Consider the following 24,236-nt stretch of genomic DNA (forward strand, 5'->3'; position numbering starts at 1 on the left):
ACATTTTATAAATATTATATTTTCAATAATTTTTGAAAGTTTATTCGAAATAAAAAAGGAGTTTGAAGTCCTTTCCTATTTTAATAAATTAGTAATCTTCCCAACTAGCCAATGATCATCGCTTTTTATCGCTAAATCCATTATATTGTTGATTTTTCCTGTTACGGAACTGAAATCTTCCATGAGTTTGATAAATTCTTTTGCGCCTTCAGAATCTTTATCCTCAATATTTTTAAGCTCTTCTAAAAAGGAAATTACAGGTTCAATTTCCCTTTTTCTACGTTCTTTTGTAATTTGTTTGAACAAATACCAGACATCTTTTTCGGCTATAAAGTATTCTTTTCTATCGCCCTTCACAAATTCCTTTTTTACAATTCCCCAATCGATTAAAGCACGAAGATTCATATTGGCATTTCCTCTAGAAATTTCAAGCTGTTCCATCACCTCATCGGTAGAAAGCGCTTTTCCACTTGCCAACAGTAAAGCGTGCACCTGCGCCATTGTACGATTGATTCCCCAATTGGTAGCAAACGTTCCCCAAGTCTGAATGTATTTTTCTTTAGCTTCTGACAACTGCATTTTGTTTTCTTTTAATTTCTATTACAAATATAATTATATTTCTTGAATTTTCAATAATTTTTGAAATTTTATTTTATTTTTTTTCCTCCTATAAAAAAATCTTTGTATAAAACTATACAAAGATCATGATGTCAAAAATATTACAATCAAATCACAGCTCAATTTTAGTTTTAATTCCTTCATTCCAAAACTTAGATTCCGGGGTATAATACAAATAAACATTGCTTGCTTTTCCGGTGTATTCACCCGCAAATTCAACTTTTAAATCGAGATTGATCACTTTTGTCTCGTTTGCCTCCAAATGTTCCCAATATAATACCAGATAATTATCAAAAATTTCAAAATAAGAAACCTGTTTTTTATCAATCATATCTTTTAGCAACGCATTTTGCAGCGTCAGTCCAGCCGGAATTCCGATTTTCGCTGTAATCATTGGTAACTGTCCATTGACTTTATTCTTAATGGTGATCATCATTCTATTGGTCTCACCTACTTTCGAGTGTTGAGATTTCAATTTAGTTTCCATTGTTAAAGGAATATCAGAACTTTTTGGTGGTTCTAAAGTATAATATTGATACTCCAATTTATAAGGTAACCCTTTTTTTGAATTTGGATAATTAATCAGAACTTCATTTTCTCCATTTTTAAATGCAGATCCTGAACTCATGGTTGAACTTATTTCGGCTCCATTAGCTGTAATGATTGGTTTTTCAACACCATACAATTTTTCGTTTTTTGAAAAGAATCCCGACAGTGCTTCCAATGCCAGACTTGTTGCCTGTGTAGAACCAAATCCGTAATATCCATTATAACCGATGAGTTCGTCCGCAACTTCAGCGATTTTCAATTGATTATCCTCAGAATTTTTTTGCAATGCCATCAAATAAAGCGATAATGTTTCTGCATTTGCCGACATTCTTCCGGAACCTGTAAAAGTGGTTGCAGGCTTGATATTTTTATTCTCAAATTGCAGATTCAGCATATTGATAATTTTCGCATAATCTCCCTCTTTTTTAAGGTAGGAAGAAGTATTCGCCATCAATGCGAGCTGATAAGAATCTTTCGTCGCCATAGCTCTGTTCAAAGCAACCGCATAAGAATCTTCAAGTTCATTTTTTAATCCAATTTTCGACAAAGCGTATAACACATACATATTTCTCGACCATGAATATTCTGAAAAAGGTGCATTTATCTCATAGCTTTTTCTCACATCAAAGATTCCGTTTTTGTTTTTCTTTGAAAGAATAAACATTTTAAGATTTTGAATCAGTTTTTCATCAATTTTAATTACTTTCTTCAGATCGGTAAACTCAAGCAGAGCCAAAGCGGAAATAGAAACATCGGATTCCGAAGCATTAAAATAGCCAAATCCGCCATCTTTATTTTTATAATTGAGCATTTTTTCGAAACCTTTTTTAAGATTTTTAACGGCGGTTCCCTCTAGGTCAGCTTTCAGTTTCCCACTGGTTTTCAGATAATCCAAAATAAAAATATTCGGATATACCGTTGAAGAAAGCTGTTCAAAGCAGCCGTAGGGTTCCCTTTTCAGTCTTTCCATATCTTCAAACATACTTAAAGCAGAATTTTCGAAAACGTAATAAGAGGAAAAGAAACTTCGATTGATATATCCCGGAATATTAATTTTGTTATTTTCTGAAGTATTTCCAATGATCGAATAATAATGCGGAAAACCTTTTTCATCAACATTAAAAGGAAGAATCATGGTTTCTCTAAAATCGCTAGCTCTTACCGTAAACTGGATGTTTGAACTTACGACTTCATCTGTCTGGATTTTCACCAATAATATTCCTGATTCTAAAGGTTTCAACGTAATTAAACTGTCTGATTGTATTAATTTGACATGATCCGGAACCATCACATCCATCTTCATTGTCTTTGTTTCCGAAGAATTATTTTTAACAACAACAGGAATCGTCATTTGATCTGTTCTGGTTACATACTGCGGAATTTTAGCATCAATAGAAATAAGACTTTGAGCAGCATAGGTAGTTTCATCTCTTCCTAAAAGTCCGTTTGCCGAAATTCCTTCTGTCAAAATTCTGAAAGTGGTATTGGCATCAGAATTATAAAATTCAACAGTTGCTTTTCCGTTTTTATCTGTTTCTATCACAGGATTCCAATAAATATTTTCTCTGTAATCAAATCTGTACGATGTGTTAGTACTTTCGTAAACGGGATATGAAAATTCTCGTCGACCGGTATAAGACACAAGGCTATCGTGCGGAATGGCTTTTACAGCAATATAAGATTTTGGGGTAATATCAAAATTAATTGATCCGTTTCCGTATTTCGAAGAAGTGATGAGAATAACTCCGTTGGCTCCCTGACTTCCATATAATGCAGTTGCGGCAGCATCTTTTAAAACAGTGACAGAATTGAGGTCATTTGTATTCACATTGATATTAAAATTTTCGACAGGGATGCCGTCTACCACAAACAATGGTTTTTTATTGGTCATTGACCGAGACCCCCTGATCATTATGTTTCCGCTGGGTTGATTGCTGACAGCTGAAATTTCAAGACCTGAAACTTTTCCCTGTAAAAGATAACCAAGAGTATTACTTTGAATTTCTTCTGTTCTGACAATTTGTGACGAAGAGGTCAATGCATCTGATCTCTTTTTTATTCCTAAAGCTCCAGTTATCACAACTTCACCAATATTCTGCTGACGTGAAATTTTATCAACGCTTTTTCTTACCGAAGATTTATTGATGAGTTCTTTTTTCTTTTCAGTTTGTTTTTCTACGGCTTCCTTTACAATTTCTTCAACGTTAATATTGCTAATTTCAGATTTTGTTAAGGGATTAATATTGAGTTTATAAGCTAAAATTCTGATATTAACTTTATGTCTGGGTTTAAAAGATTTTGCAATGATTTTATAGGGTTTCGCATTGCTGAGATCAGAAAAATAGAATAATCCATTTTCATCTGTTACCTGTTTCACCATTTTGTTGGTGCCATTATAACCATCTTCTACAAGAAAAACTTCCGCTTTTACAGGATTTTTATGTTCATCTTCCACCACTCCATAGATTGGATTTCGTTTTTCAGGGAGATATTTGTATTTTTTTGTGTTATTAATTTCAGGAAGCAGTTCAAAATATCTGTAACCGTTCGTGAGCATAACGAGATCTAAGCTTTTCTTTGCTTTCTCTTCTTTTTTATCGAAATAAAACTGTGGTTTTTCAATTTTACCACGCAATTCAGAATCCATCAAAAGCCATGACACCAAATGATTTTGCTTATCATCAGCATACGTCCAAAGTTTGTCATCAACCACACTCAAAGCCAGATTTGCAGGAATTGGCTTATCATTTTCGTCTATTGTTTCAATTTTCACAACAACTTTTTCACGAGGCAGGTAGTTTTGTTTTGAGGGTTTTATTGTTACCTTCATCTGTCTGCTTTCATTCGCAAACACAATACGTTCCGCCAAAGGAATTTCATGATCAGAAACGGTAAATCTGCAAATTCCTACAGGCAAGTTTTTTTCAGAAAGTTCAACAAAATTGTTTCCTTTTTTAACTAAAACCTTTTGATTAACAGTATCTTTTTCTCTGAAACTTCCCTTTATAATTATTTCTTTTTCATCCGTTGAAATCAGTTTTAATTTTAACTGACCATTTTCTTTATTTATATTAAAAACAATTCCTTCATTTTTTGCTATCGGAAGCGGATAAACCTTTACAATATTTTCCGGTTTTATTATTCTTGCATAATAATTTTCATCTTTTTCAGGAGTAAAAGAAAAATTTCCCATTCCAAAATTGTACGCTGAAATTTCTACTATTTTTTTATCATTTTGGTTAAAAATCGCGATTGTAGCATCTACAGGTTTTTCAAATTCGTCTACCACTTTAAAAGCAACATTCTGTTCGATTCCATTGATGAAAGTTCCGCCTTCAGGCATAAATTTCACTTCCAGATTATTCAAAACAATCGGAATATTACGAGAAATAGATTCTGTAAAACCGTCAAAATTCACTTTAATATTCAACAAAGCATCAGAAGATTTCAATACCGCAGGAAATTTAAATTTCAGTTGATACTTGCCTTCTTTATCCGTTATTAATTTCCCTTCTGAAAACATTTCGCCATCGTGCATTACCGTATAAGAAGCCTCATAGAAAGGAATCGGAAGATTGCTGAGACTTCTCATCGAAAAATCTGCCAGAACTTCGTCACCTGCGCCATATCCTTTTTTTGGAAAATCAAGCTTCATTAAAATTCTTGGAGAAACAATTTTCTGCAGAGTAATTTCTTTTTCAAAAGCATTTTTTCCTTCTTCATTCTGCATCCAATTTGTAAAAGCTCTGATCTTGTAAATCCCACCTTTCATTCCGTTTCCGAAATAATATGATCCTTCTGCGTGACCGTTTTTAATTTCATACTTTAACTTACTTACGACACTTCCGCTGGGATCTATCAATTCAAAATTGACGACTTTGCTTAATTCAGATGGAAGATTACTTTGCGCATTAATCACGTAAATTTTAAAATCCATCGTTTCGCCAGGCTTATAAAAAACATGGCTGGTCTGTACATACGTCTTCTCTTTCTGAAAATCAAGAATAGTATTTTGCGCTTTCAAGTATATACCCGAAAAAAATAACACTACCATATATATTGTAAATTTAAAATTCATATCATTAAAATTTAAATGAAACCATACATCCGAATGTTTTGAAAGACGGAAGATTAAAGAAATCAAGACCTTTTCCATTTTCCAGATCATAGAAATTCTGGTTAGGATCTGTACCTTTAGCTGCCTGCCAAAGAAGAATATTATTTACATAAAAAGTAAGAACCAAAGAAGTTCTGGTTTGATTGACCGGAAGATTTGCCGACAAAGAAATAGTATTAATCCTCACGTAATCTGCCTTTTGAATATAATTTTCTGCAACGCCTAAATAACCATATCTCGTCCATTTATTCTGCAAAACACTCTGATTAGGATTGTAAAAATCTACAGGAATCTGATTGGTATTTCCGCTGGAATTTACACCTTCAAAAACAAAATTCTTACTATCTCTCTGATCGGCAGAAATTTGAGAACGACCATAATAATCCAAAGCCGCCTGCGTTCCGTTCCACAATTGTCCACCTTTTTTCCATTCCCAATTAATATCCAAAGTCAATCTTTTAAATGTAATATTATGATTGAATTTCATCACAAAGTCCGGTGTCGGGTCTGCAATAATCTTCATTCCGTCTCCCTTTTTCGGATACCCGAATTCATCAATTATTAATTGTCCTTCATTATTTTTTTCAAAATAACTTCCCATTACCGCACCCAGAACCTGACCTTCTGATAATGTTTTGTAAATATCATTAAAACCTGAAATCGGCAGATTATTATACCCTTTTTCTACTCTGTCTACAATATCTCTATAGTTGAAAAATGAAATTTTATTCTCAAATCTCAAATTTTGATTCACAGGAATTCGATATGAAAAATTAAATTCATATCCGCTGTAGGTATGATCTGCAAGATTTTTCAGCCTTAGTTGATTATTTTCATAGATTGGAAATATATCGTTGAAAATTTTCTTTTTAAAATATTCACCTTCGAGAGTGATTCTGTATCCCAAATCCCACTTAAAACCCGTCTTTAATTCTTTAATATTGATATTGGAAAGGTTTTTAAAAGTTTCAGCTTCCATGACCGGAAAATATTGATAAGAGGTTTGTGCATTGAGCAAAGTCGTAGCATAAGAAGCGTATGATCGGGTAATTTCAGGTTCTGAACTTAGCTCTGTATAAGCGCCCAATATTTTGAAATTGTGCTGCCTGCTCCAATTAAAAATATCTTCAAAAATGATGTACGCATTAGCTTTTGGAAGCCAATATTGATTTTTAAGTGATGTATTCGAAATATAAAATGAATTGGCAACGTCCGCCCCAATTTTCAAATCATTTTTGTTAATTTCAAGATTATAGTTAAAATAATAATCCTGAGAAGTTCTTTGATATGTATTCCTACGATTCGTCAGACTATTGAAAACATCAGATTTTCTGTCATTTATAATAAAATTAAGGTTCACAGTACTTCTGAAATCATAATTTCCGAATGAATAATTTCCCGAAATTATAGAATTATAAATAGAATTATTCTTAGTTCTTTCGTTCTGCAGTCCATTTGAAAATCCGTACGTTGAAGGTTTGTAATAATCAAAATTCCAAAAATAATCGTCTTCGTAAGACTGACTGATATTTAATTTAAAATCACCAAAATTTTTAGCAGCATCAAAACTAAACTGTCTGCGAAAATTCAGTTGATGATACTTATTCTCCTGATCATAAAGAAACGAAGGATTGTCAGCAAAACGGCTGTAACTTCTCTGTGAACCGTTTGACAATTGCGAACCCTGTGAATTTGAAAAAGAAACCGGTGTCAACAAAGAATTTTGATAAACTCTATTAAACAGCCCTATTCTATTGGAATTTGTCGCTTTATTTTCTTCATAATTATAAGCAAGATTTACACTATATCCTTTAAAAGATTTACTAAATCTCGCTTTGAAAAAATTATTAATGTTAAACTGATCTTCAAAATACATCTGATCTTTTTGCTGACCTAAATCCAACGAAAAACGGAAAATTTCCTGATAATCTTCTTTAACAATGGCATTTATTTTCAGTTGATTATTATAGCTAACTGTAGTTTTAAATAAGTCATTACGATATGCTTTCGCCGGAGAAATCCCGTTAGAAATAGTAACCAATCTCCCGTTTTGATCATAGTCATACGGAAGATTATCGAATCCTAATGTAGAAATATTCGGCCCGAAACTGAACATTTCATCTGTTTCGGGACTTTTCCAAACCAAAGAACCATTTTCCGATCTTCCCTGAACGTATTTATTCTGTGTTTTCGGGATAGCATTGCGTTGTTTTATATCAAAAGACGTCGTAAAAATACCATTGAAGTTCAGATTTCGCCGATTAATTTGTTTGATTCTATAAACTGTATCATTTTTCTGTCTGATATTTTTTACTTTATCAAAATACTTGGCAGATTTTTTATCAAGACCAATTTTAGAATTTTCTATGCTGTATACATCGGTATCTTTTTTAGAAATCAAACTGTCGTAAGATTTGCTGTAAATATTTTTAACATAATGTTGCGGCACCTGACTTTGCAGAATATCTTTAAGCTCTCTCAGGTTATAATTCCGAACGACTTCCTTATTTTTACCATTATTCCAAACTAATGTATCAAAGTCTTTTGCCGCAATAATGGCAAAACCTTTTTCATCCGTTAACTCGTATATACCACTGTTTTTATTAAAAATCTTTAAAAAATTCTTTGGTTTATTTTTAGCATCTAAAAATCTTCCCGAATAGTACAGTTGAGAATTTTGAGAAAAAAAACAGTTAATCGAAAACAACGGAAGCAGTAAATAAATTTTCTTCATATCATAATGTGATTAAAAATGAAACGTAAAAATAACCTTCTGAAGAAATTATTTTCTCAGATTTTATTTTTTGGATGGATGTTGATTTTAAATATTCAGGGATTATTTTTTAGCTGACTGTTCTTTAAAAATTTTCATCAACTTTCGTCTTTCTTTTCTGGAAATATCTTTTGTTTCAACGACGACCGCTCCGTTTGTGGCTTTAACTCCGAAAAGACTAGTTGCCTGTTTCCCTTTAAAAACTTTGATTGATTCTACTCTTTTGGGATCAATTTTTGAAAAATTTTCTCCATCAGAAACTTCTCCGTTGATGATGAACAAAGGACCTGAACTTCCTTTCAGTGTTCCCTGGCAACTGATCGAAATATCTACTTTACCTGAACCCGGTGTACCGGAAATTGAATTAATATTAACGCCTGCTGCATATCCGTTTAATGAATTCAGATCAACTTTATTTCCCACTTTTTCTGCAAAAACGGAATTCATTGCAACAGGTTTATTATTTTTAATGTTGGTTCTATTATACATCAAAATTTGAGGTTCATCTGTATTTTTTGCCAGTGTGTTCATTGTATTGGGATACGTTACTTCGGCAGTATCCGTAACCATATTCATATTAGACACCAATTTTTTATCTGAAGAATTCCATTCTACTGAACTGATCGAAGATGTTTTTTCTTTCTTAATTCCTTTCGCAACGACCTCTTCGAAATTTTTTTGCTTTAAAGTGTCCATCATCTTATTTTCAAATACCGCTGGCTGTGGAATTTCATGAGAATATTGCGGATCGTTAATTACATGATCAGGTATAGAGATAGATGGATATTTGTAAGCAATTTTCGGCGGAGGCGATGGTAAAATTTCACTTTGAATATTCGCTTTTACCGTACTGTCAATTGTCTGAATATGTTCCGAAATAGAAGGCACTTTATCAGAAACTACATTTTCAGCAAGAATTGGTTGTACAATTTCAGCATTATCTTTTTTAGTTGTAAAGTAGAAAATACCTGAACCGATCAATAAACTTGCGGCAATTCCGTAAGGAATCCACATCGGAATATTTTTTTTCTTTTCCTGTTTTTTATCTAATTTTTCCTCAACTTTTGCCCAAACTTTATCAAAACCCGGAAAAGTCGCAGGTTCTTCTACAGTTTTAGAAGCCTCGTTGAAAGTTTTATCTATATTATTATTTTCCATTGTTGTACAAGTTTAAATATTTTGATTAATCAAAAGTTCCTGAAGTTTTTTTCTGGCAAAATTGAGCTGAGATTTTGAGGTTCCTTCGCTGATGGAAAGCATGGTGGCAATTTCTTTATGTGGATAACCTTCGATGGCAAAAAGATTAAAAATTGCCCTGCAGCCTTCCGGAAGAAAGTTTAAAAGACTTAAAATATCTCTTTCAAACGAAATATTTTCCAATGAAGAATCAGAAGAAATCATGTGATTTTCTTCTAAAGAAATATACAGTGCTTTATTGCTTCTCAGTTTCTGCAAGCATTCGTTCACTGTAATTTTCTTTGCCCATGCATCAAAAATATCAGGGTTCTGAAGCTGATTAATTTTAGTAAAAATCTTATAAAAAGTATCTGCTAAAACTTCTTCAATATCTTCGTCACTCTTCAAATAACGTTTGCAAACCGTGTATAGCTTGCCCGCCATCTTTTCGTAGACTTGCCGCTGCGCATTGCGATCGTTCCGTTGACATTCTATGAGTAGCTCTCGTTCCATAATCTGGATTTATAATAGTATAGATGCACAAAAATTAAAAAAGGTTGGAAAGGTGGTAAACTTTTTTTCAAAATAATATAAATTAATAAGGAAAGCAAATCTAAAATAAGATATGCGGAAGCTTTAAAAGTAAGAAAATCAAGCGATTTAATAATGATGTTACTAAAAAGAAATATTACATCGTCATAATGTATAGTCACAATGCTAAAATGTAAAATCACATCACTAGAATATAAAGTTTCATCATTAAAATATAAAATAACATCGTTATAATGTAATTACAAACCTCTCGATACGATTTTTTTTCAAAAACCTACTCGAAGGGACGAAAGTACATCAAAATACACAACGGATATTTAACTTTTTGTTTTGTAACGAATCTGTACTATGAACGACTATTCATATAAATAATCTTTTTACAGTAATGAAAAATATCAAAATTACGTCATTACTTTTTGTTTTGTCTGCAGGAAGTATGATGTTTGCACAGGATGACTTAATCAACAAGTTAAAAAGCAATCAGTCTCAAAATGCTAATTTTCAGTTCACAACGTTGAAAGACGTGGGTGCAACTTCGGTGAAAAATCAAGGTTCTTCGGGAACCTGCTGGAGTTATTCGGGGAACTCTTTCCTTGAATCTGAAATGCAGAGAATGGGTAAAAAGCCTGTTGATCTGGCTGAAATCTTTACGGCAAGAAATTCTTACCATGATAAAGCAAAATTATATGTTTTAAACAGTGGAGCCATCAGTTGGGGAGACGGAGGAGAATTGCATGATGTGGTGAATATGTACAAAAAATACGGAGCAGTTCCTCAGGATGTTTACACAGGACTAAAATCCGGACAAACATTGAATAATTTCTCTGAAATGCAGGGAAAACTGAAGCCTGTTTTGGACAGTCTCGTAGCTGCTGCTTCGAAAGGAAAATTATCTGATAACTGGATGTCTTCCGTGGATGCTATTTTAGATGAATATTTAGGAAAAGTTCCTACTAACTTTACCTATCAAGGGAAATCTTACACGCCGCAAACATTTGCAAAGGAAGTTGTTGGTATTAATGCTGATGATTATGTAGAACTTTCTTCTTATAAAGATTATCCGTATTACCAGAAATTCGTAGTTCCGATTCCTGATAACTGGAGCCATGATTCTGATTGGAATGTACCGATGAAAGACTTAACGGCAATTATCGATAACGCCGTAAACAAAGGATATTCTGTAGGTTGGGCAACGGATGTTTCTGAGCCGTATTTCTCTTATAAAAATGGAGTTGCGTATGTTCCTGATGTTGATTTAGATCAAATTACAAAAGATAACAAAGGAACGTTATTCACTGAACCTAAAAAAGATAAAACTATCACAGAAGATATGCGCCAGAAAGCACTGAACAATCTTTCTACAACCGATGATCACGGGATGCACATCGTAGGATTGGCAAAAGACCAGTCTGGAAAAGAATATTATATGGTGAAAAATTCTTGGGGTGTAACGAATGATTTTGAAGGATATATTTATGTAACAAGACCGTATGTTGAGTATAAATCAACTGCGATTTTGGTTCACAAAGATGCACTTCCGAAGAGCATTAAAAAACAGTTGAAACCAACAAAAAGTATTGGATTGTAAGAATTACTTTTTGCCTTTCAAAAAAGGCATTTAGATATTTAATCTGTTAAACAACCGTTCTCAATTTTTTGGGAGCGGTTTTTGTTTTTCTTAATTTAAACTATTAAGATTTGTATTAATGGTTTAAATTCAATAAAAATTAATTTAGTTTAAAAGCTAAAAAACCGCTTCAAGATTACTCCTGAAGCGGTTTCGTAAAATAATTGATAGGTAAAAATTTAAATATAAATAATGTGAACCGTGAATGGGTTATTCTGTCTTGCAAGTGAATAGTGAGTCGTCAATTAGAAAAGTCGTAAAATAAAACTGACTGCAAAACAAACTCGCCATTTACAATTCACAATGTTTAGTAAAGCGTTGCTAAACTTTCAGCCGAAAAGTTTAAAAGATCTTCTGTATTTCCTTCTTTAACTTTCTTCACCCATTCCGGATCCTGTAATAATGCTCTTCCAACAGCAACTAAATCGAAATCTCCTCTTTCCAGTCTTCTTGTTAGTTCCGATAAATCTGCTTTTTCAGTCCCTTGCCCTGCAAATGCTGCCATAAAATCTCCTTCCAGCCCTACAGAACCTACGGTAATGGTTGGCTGACCTGTGATTTTCTTAGCCCAACCTGCAAAATTTAAGTCAGAACCTTCAAATTCAGCTTCCCAGAAACGTCTTTGCGAACAGTGGAAAATATCAACTCCCGCTTCTTTTAACGGTAATAACCACTCTTCCATTTCTTCCGGAGTATTCGCCAATTTAGCTGTGTAATCCTGTTGTTTCCATTGAGAAAGACGGATAATAATGGTGAAATCTTCACCAACCGCAGCTCTCATTGCTTTTACAATATCAACGGCAAATTTGCTTCTTTCTTTCAACGTTTTTCCACCGTATTCATCGGTTCTTGTGTTGGTGACTTCCCAGAAAAACTGGTCGATTAAATAACCGTGCGCTCCGTGAATTTCCAACACATCGAATCCTAAATCTTTCGCAGATTTTGCAGAAGCCGCAAACTGAGCAATTGTATCCTGAATATCTTCTAACGTCATGGTAGAAGCCTTTTCCATATCCATCAATGGATAATCTGCTGAACTTCTGGTATCTCCAACGTGCCATATCTGAGGTCCCATTTTACCACCATTTTCATGAACTGCGTCAATTACATTTTTCCAGCCATTTAATGCTTCTGTTCCATAGAAATCAGGGATATTCTGCATATTTTTTGATGCAGGTCTGTTGATTACGGTTCCTTCAGAAATAATTAAACCTACTTCTGCTTCAGCTCTTCTAGCATAATAATCTGCAATATTTTGGGTAGGGACTCCGTTATCAGATTGTGCTCTGGTCATCGGCGCCATTACGATTCTATTTTTAAGTTCTAAATTCTTATATTTAAAAGGATTGAATAGTGATTCTGTACTCATTTTTAAAAATGTAAATTATATTTGTTACACAAAGTAACTAATAATAGTTCATATTTGTATCTTACAAATAAAAAAAGTGGTAACTTCGCAGTAACTTACATTAGTAACGTAAAAGTAACGTATGGTAAAAAGTGAATTGATGAAATACAGCTGCCCTTTAGGCAAAGCAATGTCTGCCCTAGGAAGCAAATGGAAACCGATTATCGTATTGGTAATCCAAGACCGAAAATTACGTTTTGGAGAACTTGCTGTACGAATTAATGTGATCTCAAGAAAAGTTCTGACAGATCAGTTGAAAGAAATGCAGGCTGACGGTTTGGTGATTCGTGAAGAGTTTAAAGAACTTCCACCAAGAGTTGAATATTCGCTGACAGAAAAAGGATTGGCATTATTGCCGATTTTATATTTGCTTGAGGAATGGGAAACGAAATATCATGTGTATGATCCTGAGAAAGAGAAAGACTGTAAGACTCTTTTGGAAGAGAAGAATGTGAAAAAAGCTGTTGTTTGATGTTTTTTAATTTCTTAAAATATAAGAATCTTACTTTTTCACCACCAACATATTTGCAAAAAACGTAATTTTATTATTTTCTATAATCTTCAGACCTGCCTCAGAAATAGCTTTCTTCCATTTTCTTTGACTTAAAAAATGAAAAGCTCCAATATTAAAGAAGACAAAGTTTGTAAAATCTCTGAACTGTTCTGAAACAATAATAACACCTTCATCTTTCAAAATTCTTTTCGCTTCTTTAAAAAACAAAACTCTTTGGTTATGATCCAATATTTCATGAAGCGCCGTTATTCCAAGAATTACATCCTGAGATTGATCTTCAAGAGGTAATTTATTTGGAGAGATTTTTATTTCTTTTGGATTTGGAGGAAATACTTTTTTCGAAGTTTCGATTCCTTTTTCCTTTTCGTGACGATTTCCAAAGATATCACAAACCGTTAAATTTAAATCTGGATATTTTTTCTTCAACTCTGTTGATAAAGGATCAAAACTTGCGTGAACGAGAATAACATTTTTAGTTTTTTCCCAATCTATTATTCCTTTTAAACTATTTAATTCATAAAGATCGGAATTGTCGTATAAAATATAAGATGCAATAATTGAAGCAATTATATTTAAAACGATAAGAGTGCTTAGAATTCTCAATAATAATTGAAACCAATCGATATGAATATAGAAGGAAACAAGTAATAAAATAGCTGAAACCACTATTCCTAAAAGGATTTTATGGTGATTGAAGAGAATAACTAGTTTGGTTATTTTCATAAACATGTTTTTAAATCTAATTTACAAATTTCAAATAAAAAAACCGCCTTCCAAACGAAAGCGGTTTCAAAATTTATCTAAATCTCAATTAAAATATCGCAGGATATTTCTGAGGATTTGTTTCATTAAATAGTGCGTAGATTCTTTCAACCATATCATCTGAAGATGGCTTGCTGAAATAATCGCCGTCACTTGCATACGCAGGTCTGTGGTCGTTTGCAGCGATCGTCAACGGATCAGAATCTAAGAACCTGAACGCTTTTTGTTTCTCCAAAATCTGTTGAAGAATAAAGGCTGAAGTTCCTCCTTCCACATCTTCGTCGATTACCACTAATCTGTTGGTTTTCTTCACAGATTCAGCAATTTCATGAGTTAAATCAAATGGAATTAATGACTGAACGTCAATAACTTCCGAAGAAATCCCCAATTTTTCCAATTCTTCTGCTGCTTCCATTACAATTCTCCAAGTCGAACCGTAAGTCACCAACGTCACGTCTTTTCCTTCTTTTGTCACTTCAATTTTTCCGACAGGAACAGTGAATTCACCCAGGTTATCGGGTTGCTTTTCTTTTAATCTGTATCCGTTCAGACATTCAACAATCATGGCTGGATCGTCGCTTTGAAGCATGGTATTGTAGAATCCGGCAGCTTTCGTTAAGTTTCTTGGAACTAGTACCAAAATCCCTTTTGAAAGGTTTAAAATTCCCGCCATCGGCGAACCTGAATGCCAAACACCTTCTAATCTGTGACCTCTCGTTCTGATAATTACAGGAGCTTTCTGACCGCCTTTTGTTCTATATTGAACTGTCGCTAAATCATCACTCATTCCCTGTAAACAGTACAAAATATAGTCTAAATATTGGATTTCGGCGATTGGTCTTAATCCTCTCATCGCCATTCCGATACCTTGTCCGAGGATCGTAGCTTCACGGATTCCAGTATCGGCAACACGAACGTCACCGTATTTTTCCTGCATTCCTTCAAGACCTTGGTTTACGTCACCGATATTTCCGGCATCTTCACCAAAGACTAAAGTTTGAGGATATTTTTCAAAAATTTTATCGAAATTATTTCTTACCACTACTCTTCCGTCCACATCTTCGGAACTATCTGAGAAAATTGGTTTGATTTCCTGTACATTTTCGGCTTTCCACTGAGACTGAGAATACAAATGAGAAGAATAATTATCTTTTTCAACCTCAAAAATCTCATTATATTTCTGCATTAGTTGGTTTCTCTCTGCAGAATTTGTTCCTCTCGTTGCTAACAATGCTTTTCTTGTTAAATGGAAAACGTCTTTCTTAGCTTTTGAAACTAATTTATTGAAATGATTAATATAATTCTCAATTTCAGCATTCTGACCTTTAATATTTTCAACTAAAGGCAATATTGAACTGATTAAATCCGTAATTGTTTTCTGATAGCTTTCCCAAGCTTGTTTTTGTCCAGCTTTTACCGTTTTTTTAGCTTCTTCATCAATTGAATCTAATTCTTCTGTAGTTGCTAAAACTTCTTCCTTACCATCAATTTCGATTGAATAGTCTAAAATCCATTCTCTGAATTTTAATAATCCGTCAAATTGAGATTCCCAAGCCAGACGTTCCTCATTCTTATATCTTTCATGAGAACCTGATGTCGAGTGACCCTGAGGTTGGGTAACTTCAATCACATGAACTACAACCGGTACACTTTCAACCCTTGCAAACTGTTCCGCTCTGGCATAAGCATCCAACAAAGCAGGATAATCCCAAGCTTTTACCTGAATGATTTCACAACCTTGAAATTCTCCTTCTTTTCTCTGGAAACCGCTCAACATTTCAGCGATATCTGCTTTTGCTCTCTGTTTCATGGTAGGAACAGAAATTCCGTAACCGTCATCCCATATCGAAACAATCATCGGAACCTGAAGCGCACAAGCCGCATTCAACGTTTCCCAGAAATGACCTTCTGCTGTAGAAGCGTCACCAATTGTTCCAAAAGCGATCTCATTACCGTTGTTAGAAAATTTTTCAGAACCTTCAAATTGTACTGTTTTATATACTTTAGAAGCCTGAGCCAATCCTAATAATCTTGGCATCTGTCCGGCAGTCGGAGAGATATCCGAAGAAATATTTTTTTGCGCCGTCAGATCTTTCCAGCTTCCATCTTCATTTAAACTTCTTGTTGCAAAGTGCCCGTTCATCTGTCTTCCGGCGGATGCAGGTTCTCTTTCAACGCTTGTATCTGCATATAACTGAGCAAAGAAACTGCCAACCGATAAAGCATCTATCGCTAATGCAAAAGTCTGATCTCTGTAATATCCCGAACGGAAGTCTCCATTTTTGAACACTTTCGCCATAGCCAACTGAGGAAGCTCTTTACCATCCCCAAAAATACCAAACTTAGCTTTTCCCGTTAAAACTTCTCTTCTGCCCAAATAAGACATTTCACGAGAAATTCTTCCTAGTTTATAATCTTCAAGTATCTGATTTTTAAAATCTTGAAAGGAAATTTGCTGAGTTTCAATATAGGTTGTCTGCATAGCCAAATATTAAATATTATTTATGTTGAAGTATTTTGCTAATATACACTTTTTAAATTAATTTTAATTTTTAATAATCTTTTTTAAAAATTTGATAATAAAAGAAATTGTGTTTATCTTAGAATAAATTTGTAAATGATGGAAAAAAAATCAACCCATATCCTGAATGCATCGAGTAATCTTTTAGGTTTTTCATTGGTAATTATCACTTCTCTGAAAATCACTAAAATGAGTCACAGCACATATCTGGACGAGTTTGCGGGAATTGCCTGTTTATTTTTTGCCTTCAGTTGCTTCTTCTCGTTTATGGCAATAAGATCAACGCGCGAAAAGCGCATAAACAGATTTGAGAGTATTGCGGATTATTTATTTTTAATCGCTTTATTTTGTATTGTATTAGCCGTTATTATTGTAACAATTAAAGTTATTTAATTTAAAATTTTCTTTCAATTACATAATCCAACATAATTAGTAAAGATTTTTTCGCCTCAGAATCAGGAAATTCGTTAAGAATATCTTTTGCTTTTTGTTGGAAATCTTTCATTATTTTAATTGCATACTCTAACCCACCTGAAGTTTTAACGAAATTAATTAACTCTTTTACACGCTTCTGGTCATTATTATAACGCTTAATCGTATTAAAATAGTATTTTTTATCTTTCTCGTTGGCAATTTTCAAGGTATGAATCAAAGGCAATGTCATTTTTTGCTCTTTAATGTCAATTCCCACCGGTTTCCCGATCACATTTGAACTTAAATAATCGAAAAGGTCATCTTTAATCTGAAAAGCCATTCCCGTATACGTTCCGAACTGCATCATTTTTTTCGCCAAATCTTCATCAGCATCGTTGGACAACGCTCCGATTTCACAACAGGCTGCAATTAACGTAGCCGTTTTCTGACGGATAATTTCATAATAAACATCTTCCGTAATATCCAGTTTTCTGGCTTTCTCCAACTGAAGAAGTTCACCTTCAGACATTTCTCTGATGGTTCTGGAAATGACCGCTAATAAATCGTAATCTTTATGATCGGTAGAAAGCAAAACCGCTTTCGACAATAAGAAATCGCCTACTAAAACTGCAATTTTGTTTTTCCATAACGCGTTGATTGAAAAGAAATTACGACGTTTAAAACTTTCATCCACTACATCATCATGCACCAGAGTTGCTGTGTGAATCAGCTCAATCATGGAAGCTCCACGATAGGTTTTTTCATTGACATCACCAATCAATTTGGCACAAAGAAACACAAACATCGGGCGCATCTGCTTCCCTTTTGTCGTAACGATAAAACGAGTGACTTTATCTAATAAAGGTACTTTACTCTGCATCGATTCATAAAACTTTTGCTCGAAAAGTTTCATTTCTTCATTGATGGGTCGTTTGATTTCTTCTACAGTATTCGCCACAATCTTCGAATGATGGATAAATAATTATTAATGATCACAAAGATAATTTTTTTCAGTCAATTTTAAGGGAAATTAATGTTTGAGTTTATCTTTAGGAATAAAATAAAGGCTCTGTTTCTCACCTCCCAGCGGAGAATGAAACTTTTCTCCGGAAATATAAATACCTGTTTCATCAACCGCAATACCTTCAATCTGACCAATTGACAAGGCACTTCCCAAATAATATCGGATCGGATTTTTTTTAAAAAAGATTCCCGATTCAGACTCATTAAAAACAGTTAAAAAAACTCCTGTATTCTTTGTATACCCTATTAAATAAAGCTTTTTATCAAAATAACAAGCGTCAGTTACAACATAATTTGTTTTAAAAGTTTCAACTTTCTCTGCTTTTTGCTTTTCCGAACTTTCAGGATTAATGATATAATGGGTTGTCATTTTTGAAGACCATTCTTTTGTGAAAAGATGAATTTTTCCATTCAAATAAATCATCGCTTCAGCATCAAAATCTGTTAAAGTATATTTTGGAATAAATTCTTCCTGATTAGGATATTCAAAGGAAATTATTTTAACAGAATCATTTTTTAACGAATTTGCTTGAAAAGGAATTTTGTAGATTTCTAAGTCTCGCCTCGTTCCTCCGTTATTTCCGAAATCTCCGATGTAGAAATTCTTTCCGTCATTTGTAAGCGCTTCCCAGTCTTTATTTTTACCATTAACTTTTAGCACATTTACAATTTCCCCAGTTGTTTTATCCAATTCAAAAAGCTCAGGCGAATTTCCGCTGTCGTTGAATGTATATAATTTTCCATTCATTAAACTTAACCCGGAAGTTTCCTTAACTTTTTCATCTAAATAATTGACTCTGTACTTTTTAATTTTAAAAACTTCTTTCTGCTGAGAAAATGATTGACTGGAAATTATTATGGTAAGAAATAAGAAAAGGTTTTTCATCCAGTAAAAATAAAAATTTATTTTTAGAGATTTTAAATGAAAACTATGCAGATTTTTTTTGGATCTGATCTTTTTTTCTTGTTTTCTTTGCCCAATAATCTTTTTGATATTGCCTTACCGTTTTTCCTGTTCCATCATGTCGCCATCCCGGAGAATTGAAAATATAATTGATTCTGTCTGAAAATTTTAAATCCGGCTGCTTAATATCTTTCCAAATCTTTCTCCATTCGTACAAAAGAACAGTATCCGGTTTATTGTCGGGCATTTTTGGATAAATTCCGTATTTGACAGGAACATTTGGATCTTCTTTTTCGAAAGTTCTGAAAATTTTATCCCAGATAATTAAGCACATTCCCATATTTCTGTCCAAATACTCAATGTTACAGGCATGATGAACACGGTGATGAGAGGGCGTAACCAATAAATACTCCAAGATTCCCATACTTTTTACAGTCTGCGTATGAACCCAAGTTCCGTACACCTGAGCAATGGCATACACCACCATGATATGCCAGGGATTAAATCCCAGAAAAGCCAGTGGAGAAAAGTATAAATATCTGTATAAAGGCTGTAAAACAGGACTTCTGAAACCCGTTGTCAAGTTGAAATATTCTGAATTGTGATGTGTAATGTGTACTGCCCAAAATGCTCTGGAATGATGATCAACATAATGCAAAACATAATAAGCAAAATCAGTTATGACAAAGCAAATTAACCAATACCAAATCGTAAATTCCCATGAAAAAAGTCGGTGATGGTAAAAGAAAAACATCACACCCATTGCGAAAACTTTCATCATAAGATCCAACGCAAAATTCATTAAAGCAAGGTAAATGCTCGTTACAACATCTTTTCTATTATAAAGTTTAGCTTCGGAAACGTGACTGTAAATCAATTCAGCTAAAATAAAGACAGCAAGGATCGGAATCGACCATGAGTATACATTTTCTAGTCCGTTTTCGCCCAAAAAGTAATCCGTCATTGCTACTTGTTTTGTACAAATGTAGAATTTTAAGAAACTGTTAAGAAAAAGTTTTTATTTTTTAATGAAATTTTAATCAACCGTTTTGTTCGCAAGCTGTCCGCAAGCAGCATCAATATCTCCTCCTCTGCTTTTACGGATCATCACAGTAATGCCTGCATTTTCAAGCTGACGAACATAATTTTCCTCTGCCTGTTTGTTACATTGGTCATATTTTCCGTCACCAATTGGGTTGTATTGAATTAAATTAACCTTGGAAGGAATCTGTTTACAATATTTGATTAAAGCTTTGATATCATCATCGCCATCATTAATACCTTTCCAGACACAATATTCAAAAGTGACCACAGAACCTGTTTTTTTGTACCAATATTGCAGCGCTTCCATAATATCCGTTAATGGAAATTTATCCGAGAAAGGCATGATTTCGTTACGCTTAGATTCTATTGCAGAGTGAAGCGATAAAGCCAATTTTACACGCAATTCATCATCAGCCAACATTTTAATCATCTTTGGAATTCCGGATGTAGAAACGGTAATCCTCCTCGGAGACATTCCCAATCCTTCCGGCTGAGTGATTTTTCTGATCGCTTCCACTACATTTTTATAGTTCATCATCGGCTCCCCCATTCCCATAAAAACGATGTTGGTAAGCGGTCTGTTGAAATACATTTTGCTTTGGCTGTCGATTAAAGCAACCTGATCCACGATTTCAGCAACTTCAAGATTTCTCATTCTTTTGAGTCTTGCCGTTGCGCAGAATTCGCAGTTTAGCGAACATCCAACCTGTGAGGAAACACAAGCGGTTGTTCTTGTTTCTGTAGGAATTAATACTGATTCTACCAATAAACCGTCGTGTAATTTTACACCGTTTTTGATGGTTCCATCCGTACTTTTTTGAAGCTGATCAACAGAAACAGGATTAATGGTATATTCTTCGGAAATTCTGTCACGAAGAGTTTTCGAAAGATTCGTCATTTCATCAATCGAGTGAAGATTTTTACTCCACAACCAGTCATACACCTGTTTCGCACGAAACGGCTTTTCTCCCAAAGTCACAAAGTATTCTTTGAGCTGGTCTAGTGATAAAATTCTGATATCTTTCATTGTAAGGTTTTAGATTATAGGTTTCGGGTCGCAGGCAATTACTACCTGCAACCTTTTACCTTATATCTTATTAAAGAATTAACATTGCATCTCCGTAAGAGTAGAATTTATATTTTTCTTTTACTGCTTCTTCATAAGCCTGCATAATGAAATCTTTCCCTGCAAACGCTGCAATCATCATCAATAATGTTGATTTGGGTGTGTGGAAATTAGTAATCATACAGTTAGCAACTCCGAAATCGTGAGGAGGATAAATAAATTTATTCGTCCAACCGTGGAATGCAGAAATTTTCTTATTAGAAGAAACCGAAGTTTCAAGGGTTCTCATTGTCGTTGTTCCTACAGCACAAACTCTTCTGTGATTATCAACAGCGTTATTAATAATATCCGCATTTTTCTCATCGATGAAGATCTCTTCAGACTCCATTTTATGCTTAGAAAGATCTTCAACTTCAATTGGGTTGAAAGTTCCCAAACCAACGTGAAGCGTAACTTCAGCAAAGTCGATTCCTTTAATTTCCAATCTCTTCATCAAATGTTTTGAGAAGTGAAGACCAGCCGTAGGAGCCGCAACAGCACCTTCTATTTTTGCATAAATCGTCTGATATCTTTCAGCATCTTCCGGTTCAACATCTCTTTTGATATATTTTGGAAGTGGCGTTTCTCCTAATTCTTTTAATTTAGATCTGAATTCTTCGTAAGAACCGTCGAATAAAAATCTCAATGTTCTTCCTCTTGAAGTAGTGTTATCGATAACCTCAGCAACCAAAGATTCATCTTCAGTGAAAAATAATTTGTTACCAATTCTGATTTTTCTTGCCGGATCTACCAAAACATCCCAAACACGAGTTTCTTTATCAAGCTCTCTCAACAAGAAAACTTCAATTTTAGCTCCTGTTTTTTCTTTATTTCCATACAATCTTGCAGGAAAAACTTTCGTATTGTTAAAGATGAATAGGTCTTTCTCTTCGAAATAATCAACGACGTCTTTGAATAATTTATGCTCAATAGTCTGATTTTTACGGTCAAGAACCATTAATTTGGCTTCGTCTCTATGCTCAGAAGGATGTTCTGCCAATAATTCTTCAGGAAGATCAAAATTAAAATCTGATGTTTTCATTTTTTAAATTACGGTTTAAAAATTTATTGAAATTACGAGATGTAATTTGCGGAGTGCAAATATACGACATTCGATACCCCTTTGTCAAGTATTATTTACAATGAAATAAAAAACCGTGATATCACGGTAATTTGCAACGGTAAAAATTCGTATTTTGGCGATGCAAAAAATCATAAACTATGAGTAAATATTCAATCGAATCTTTTGTGAATGAAACAAAAGAAAATCCACAAGAAAGAGATTATTTCGAACTGGAAAAACCTGCACTTTTAGAAATCAACTTGAATAATCAATCGGTCTGGACAAAAACAGGAAGTATGGTGGGTTATGTTGGAAACATCAATTTTGAAAGACAGGGAATGCTGGCTGGTGGTTTAGGAAATCTTCTTAAAAAAGCAATCAGCGGAGAGGGCGCAAAACTGATGAAAGCGGAAGGAACCGGGAAATTATATGTTGCTGATGAGGGGAAAAAAGTTCGTATCCTTTACCTAAACAATGAATCTGTTTGTGTAAACGGGAACGATGTTTTAGCCCATGAACAAAGCATTAAAAGTGACATCACCATGTTAAAAAGCATCGCAGGCGTAATGTCTGGCGGACTTTTTCAAGTAAAACTTTCAGGAACGGGACATATTGCAATGACTACTCACGGCGAGCCTTTAACATTATTGGTAACTCCAGATAGTCCGGTTTTTACAGATCCTAATGCAACGGTTGCATGGTCCGGGAATTTAAGTCCTGAACTTAAAACTAATGTCTCTTTTAAAAGTTTAATTGGAAGAGGAAGCGGCGAAGAATTCCAAATGAAATTCTCAGGAAGTGGTTGGGTATTGATTCAGCCGTATGAAGAGGTTTATAGAGTTGAGAAGTAAATTTTATATAAATTTTAGCAGGGATAATTTTATTCCTGCTTTTTCTATTGGTTTTTAAATTTTAATTGATTTTTAGAAACTTTAATTTCAAAATCTTGAGGTTCTACGGCAATTAATTCAAGTTTTATTTCATAATTTTCAAATTTATTAGATGCAGATTTAACAATATAATTTTCTTCAAACTTAATTTGTTTGTCAATTTCATGAGCATCAAATAGGGCTCTTAAGGCAATATATGATAAATCATTTTCAAATTTTTGTAATTCTACATTTGCTTCTTTTCTCGTTTTTTTTAATTTATTATTTTTAAACTCTTTTATTTTGTAATAATCAGAATCATTTTCATTTTTAATGAATTGAAAATTGAAGGTTCTTCTTTTAATTTCTTCTTCAAACTGATTTTTTACATCAGGAAATTTCACAGAATACTGATAGATAAAATCCTCACTTTTTAAAGGAAATTTGATATTTTTAAGTATAAAGTGATGCTCAACATTACTTGTAAAATCATGAATTTTAGCAACAAAGCCCTTATCCTGTCCATTAGTAAAACGAATTGCATAAGAATGGTCATTAGAATTAATAATTTCATTAGAAAAGTGTAATTCAGGAATATTATCACGCCTTATTTCGTTTTTATAATTAATATAATAATCAAAATGATATTCCTGAGAAAAAATAGTAACAAAAGCAAAAAATAAGAATAACGATATTAGTTTTTTCATAAATGCATTTTTATCTTCTTCCATTCCTCTAATTTCTTTTCAAAAGAAACTGTATGAAGTGGACTTGTAGAAGGCAGTAAAAATACAGGAATTTTATAATTCTTTCCTAAAATTTTCTGTAGATTTTTATACGATTTTCCTCCGTTGCAGAAAATAGTTTTAATATTCGGATGATTTTCTAAAAGTTCAGCAATTTGATTGGCTTCTTCATTTTTTATTTCAGAATCTAAGCTTCCTTTTCTTTCGCAGGAATCAATGACATCCCAAAGTGCGATATGATTTTGCTTTAAAACCTGAATTCTTTCGTCATAATTTTCTGTAAATTTTTCATTAAACAATTCAAAAATAATTTTCCAGAATTTGTTTTGAGGATGACCGTAGTATTGCTGTTTTTCTAAAGATTTTACTCCCGGAATTGAACCTAAAATTAAGATTTTAGAATTTTCATCAATAATTGGAGGAAAGGAGGATATTCTGTTTTGCATGACTC

General features: G+C 33.5%; 19 protein-coding genes. 4 read left to right on the forward strand and 15 right to left on the reverse strand.

Annotation, left to right across the window (positions count from 1 at the left end; genetic code table 11):
* Positions 1–75 precede the first annotated feature (75 nt).
* The 5 genes from ASG22_RS18555 to ASG22_RS18575 all read right to left on the reverse strand — a co-directional run bounded on the left by ASG22_RS18555 (position 76) and on the right by ASG22_RS18575 (position 9,746).
* Positions 76–579 carry a GbsR/MarR family transcriptional regulator gene (locus ASG22_RS18555; RefSeq protein WP_055987850.1) on the reverse strand — a complete coding sequence of 168 codons (504 nt, stop codon included), beginning with the start codon at positions 577–579 and terminating at the stop codon, positions 76–78.
* Between the two features lie 151 nt (positions 580–730).
* Positions 731–5,221, reverse strand: a complete 4,491-nt coding sequence (locus tag ASG22_RS18560; RefSeq protein ID WP_185113823.1) for a TonB-dependent receptor plug domain-containing protein — start codon at positions 5,219–5,221, stop codon at positions 731–733.
* A 28-nt stretch (positions 5,222–5,249) separates the two neighbouring features.
* The gene (locus ASG22_RS18565; RefSeq protein WP_055987854.1) at positions 5,250–8,018 is read right to left on the reverse strand and encodes a hypothetical protein; all 2,769 of its coding nucleotides are present in this window, start codon (positions 8,016–8,018) and stop codon (positions 5,250–5,252) included.
* 102 nt (positions 8,019–8,120) lie between these two features.
* Positions 8,121–9,215, reverse strand: a complete 1,095-nt coding sequence (locus ASG22_RS18570) for a TonB-dependent receptor (RefSeq protein WP_055987856.1) — start codon at positions 9,213–9,215, stop codon at positions 8,121–8,123.
* 12 nt (positions 9,216–9,227) lie between these two features.
* Positions 9,228–9,746, reverse strand: coding sequence for an RNA polymerase sigma factor (locus ASG22_RS18575; protein WP_055987858.1), 519 nt, complete (start codon positions 9,744–9,746; stop codon positions 9,228–9,230).
* A 424-nt stretch (positions 9,747–10,170) separates the two neighbouring features.
* On the opposite strand from ASG22_RS18575, the gene ASG22_RS18580 reads away from it, so the two are divergent.
* The gene (locus ASG22_RS18580) at positions 10,171–11,373 is read left to right on the forward strand and encodes an aminopeptidase C (protein WP_055987860.1); all 1,203 of its coding nucleotides are present in this window, start codon (positions 10,171–10,173) and stop codon (positions 11,371–11,373) included.
* A gap of 346 nt (positions 11,374–11,719) precedes the next feature.
* Here ASG22_RS18580 and ASG22_RS18585 read toward each other — a convergent pair whose 3' ends face one another.
* Positions 11,720–12,781 (reverse strand): NADH:flavin oxidoreductase, encoded by a 1,062-nt coding sequence (locus ASG22_RS18585; protein ID WP_055987863.1) that lies wholly within the window; start codon positions 12,779–12,781, stop codon positions 11,720–11,722.
* Between the two features lie 121 nt (positions 12,782–12,902).
* Between ASG22_RS18585 and ASG22_RS18590 the strand changes: the two genes are divergently transcribed.
* Positions 12,903–13,292, forward strand: a complete 390-nt coding sequence (locus tag ASG22_RS18590; protein ID WP_055987865.1) for a winged helix-turn-helix transcriptional regulator — start codon at positions 12,903–12,905, stop codon at positions 13,290–13,292.
* A gap of 30 nt (positions 13,293–13,322) precedes the next feature.
* Here ASG22_RS18590 and ASG22_RS18595 read toward each other — a convergent pair whose 3' ends face one another.
* Positions 13,323–14,057 (reverse strand): class I SAM-dependent methyltransferase, encoded by a 735-nt coding sequence (locus ASG22_RS18595; protein WP_157844731.1) that lies wholly within the window; start codon positions 14,055–14,057, stop codon positions 13,323–13,325.
* 88 nt (positions 14,058–14,145) lie between these two features.
* Positions 14,146–16,578, reverse strand: a complete 2,433-nt coding sequence (locus ASG22_RS18600) for a thiamine pyrophosphate-dependent enzyme (RefSeq protein ID WP_055987868.1) — start codon at positions 16,576–16,578, stop codon at positions 14,146–14,148.
* A gap of 138 nt (positions 16,579–16,716) precedes the next feature.
* On the opposite strand from ASG22_RS18600, the gene ASG22_RS18605 reads away from it, so the two are divergent.
* Positions 16,717–17,010 (forward strand): hypothetical protein, encoded by a 294-nt coding sequence (locus ASG22_RS18605; RefSeq protein ID WP_055987912.1) that lies wholly within the window; start codon positions 16,717–16,719, stop codon positions 17,008–17,010.
* 1 nt (position 17,011) lies between these two features.
* Here the strand turns inward: ASG22_RS18605 and ASG22_RS18610 are convergent, their stop codons facing one another.
* The 5 genes from ASG22_RS18610 to queA form a co-directional block, all read right to left on the reverse strand.
* Entirely contained in the window at positions 17,012–17,989 is a 978-nt protein-coding gene (locus ASG22_RS18610; RefSeq protein ID WP_055987870.1) for a polyprenyl synthetase family protein, read from the reverse strand.
* A 72-nt stretch (positions 17,990–18,061) separates the two neighbouring features.
* A complete protein-coding gene (locus tag ASG22_RS18615) occupies positions 18,062–18,940 on the reverse strand; it encodes a hypothetical protein (RefSeq protein WP_055987872.1) in 879 nt (292 codons plus the stop codon).
* A 43-nt stretch (positions 18,941–18,983) separates the two neighbouring features.
* A complete protein-coding gene (locus tag ASG22_RS18620) occupies positions 18,984–19,922 on the reverse strand; it encodes a sterol desaturase family protein (RefSeq protein WP_055987874.1) in 939 nt (312 codons plus the stop codon).
* 72 nt (positions 19,923–19,994) lie between these two features.
* Entirely contained in the window at positions 19,995–21,029 is a 1,035-nt protein-coding gene (rlmN, locus tag ASG22_RS18625) for a 23S rRNA (adenine(2503)-C(2))-methyltransferase RlmN (protein WP_055987875.1), read from the reverse strand.
* 70 nt (positions 21,030–21,099) lie between these two features.
* Entirely contained in the window at positions 21,100–22,149 is a 1,050-nt protein-coding gene (gene queA / locus ASG22_RS18630; protein WP_055987877.1) for a tRNA preQ1(34) S-adenosylmethionine ribosyltransferase-isomerase QueA, read from the reverse strand.
* A gap of 179 nt (positions 22,150–22,328) precedes the next feature.
* Between queA and ASG22_RS18635 the strand changes: the two genes are divergently transcribed.
* On the forward strand, positions 22,329–23,021 hold the full coding sequence (locus ASG22_RS18635) for an AIM24 family protein (RefSeq protein WP_055987879.1): 693 nt from the start codon (positions 22,329–22,331) through the stop codon (positions 23,019–23,021).
* Positions 23,022–23,065: 44 nt separating this feature from the next.
* Here the strand turns inward: ASG22_RS18635 and ASG22_RS18640 are convergent, their stop codons facing one another.
* Entirely contained in the window at positions 23,066–23,770 is a 705-nt protein-coding gene (locus tag ASG22_RS18640; protein WP_055987881.1) for a hypothetical protein, read from the reverse strand.
* Positions 23,743–24,231, reverse strand: a complete 489-nt coding sequence (locus tag ASG22_RS18645) for a DNA-deoxyinosine glycosylase (protein WP_055987883.1) — start codon at positions 24,229–24,231, stop codon at positions 23,743–23,745. The genes ASG22_RS18640 and ASG22_RS18645 overlap by 28 nt, the downstream gene beginning before the upstream one ends.
* Positions 24,232–24,236: the final 5 nt, after the last annotated feature.

It is taken from the genome of Chryseobacterium sp. Leaf405 (assembly GCF_001425355.1).
Lineage (GTDB): Bacteria > Bacteroidota > Bacteroidia > Flavobacteriales > Weeksellaceae > Chryseobacterium.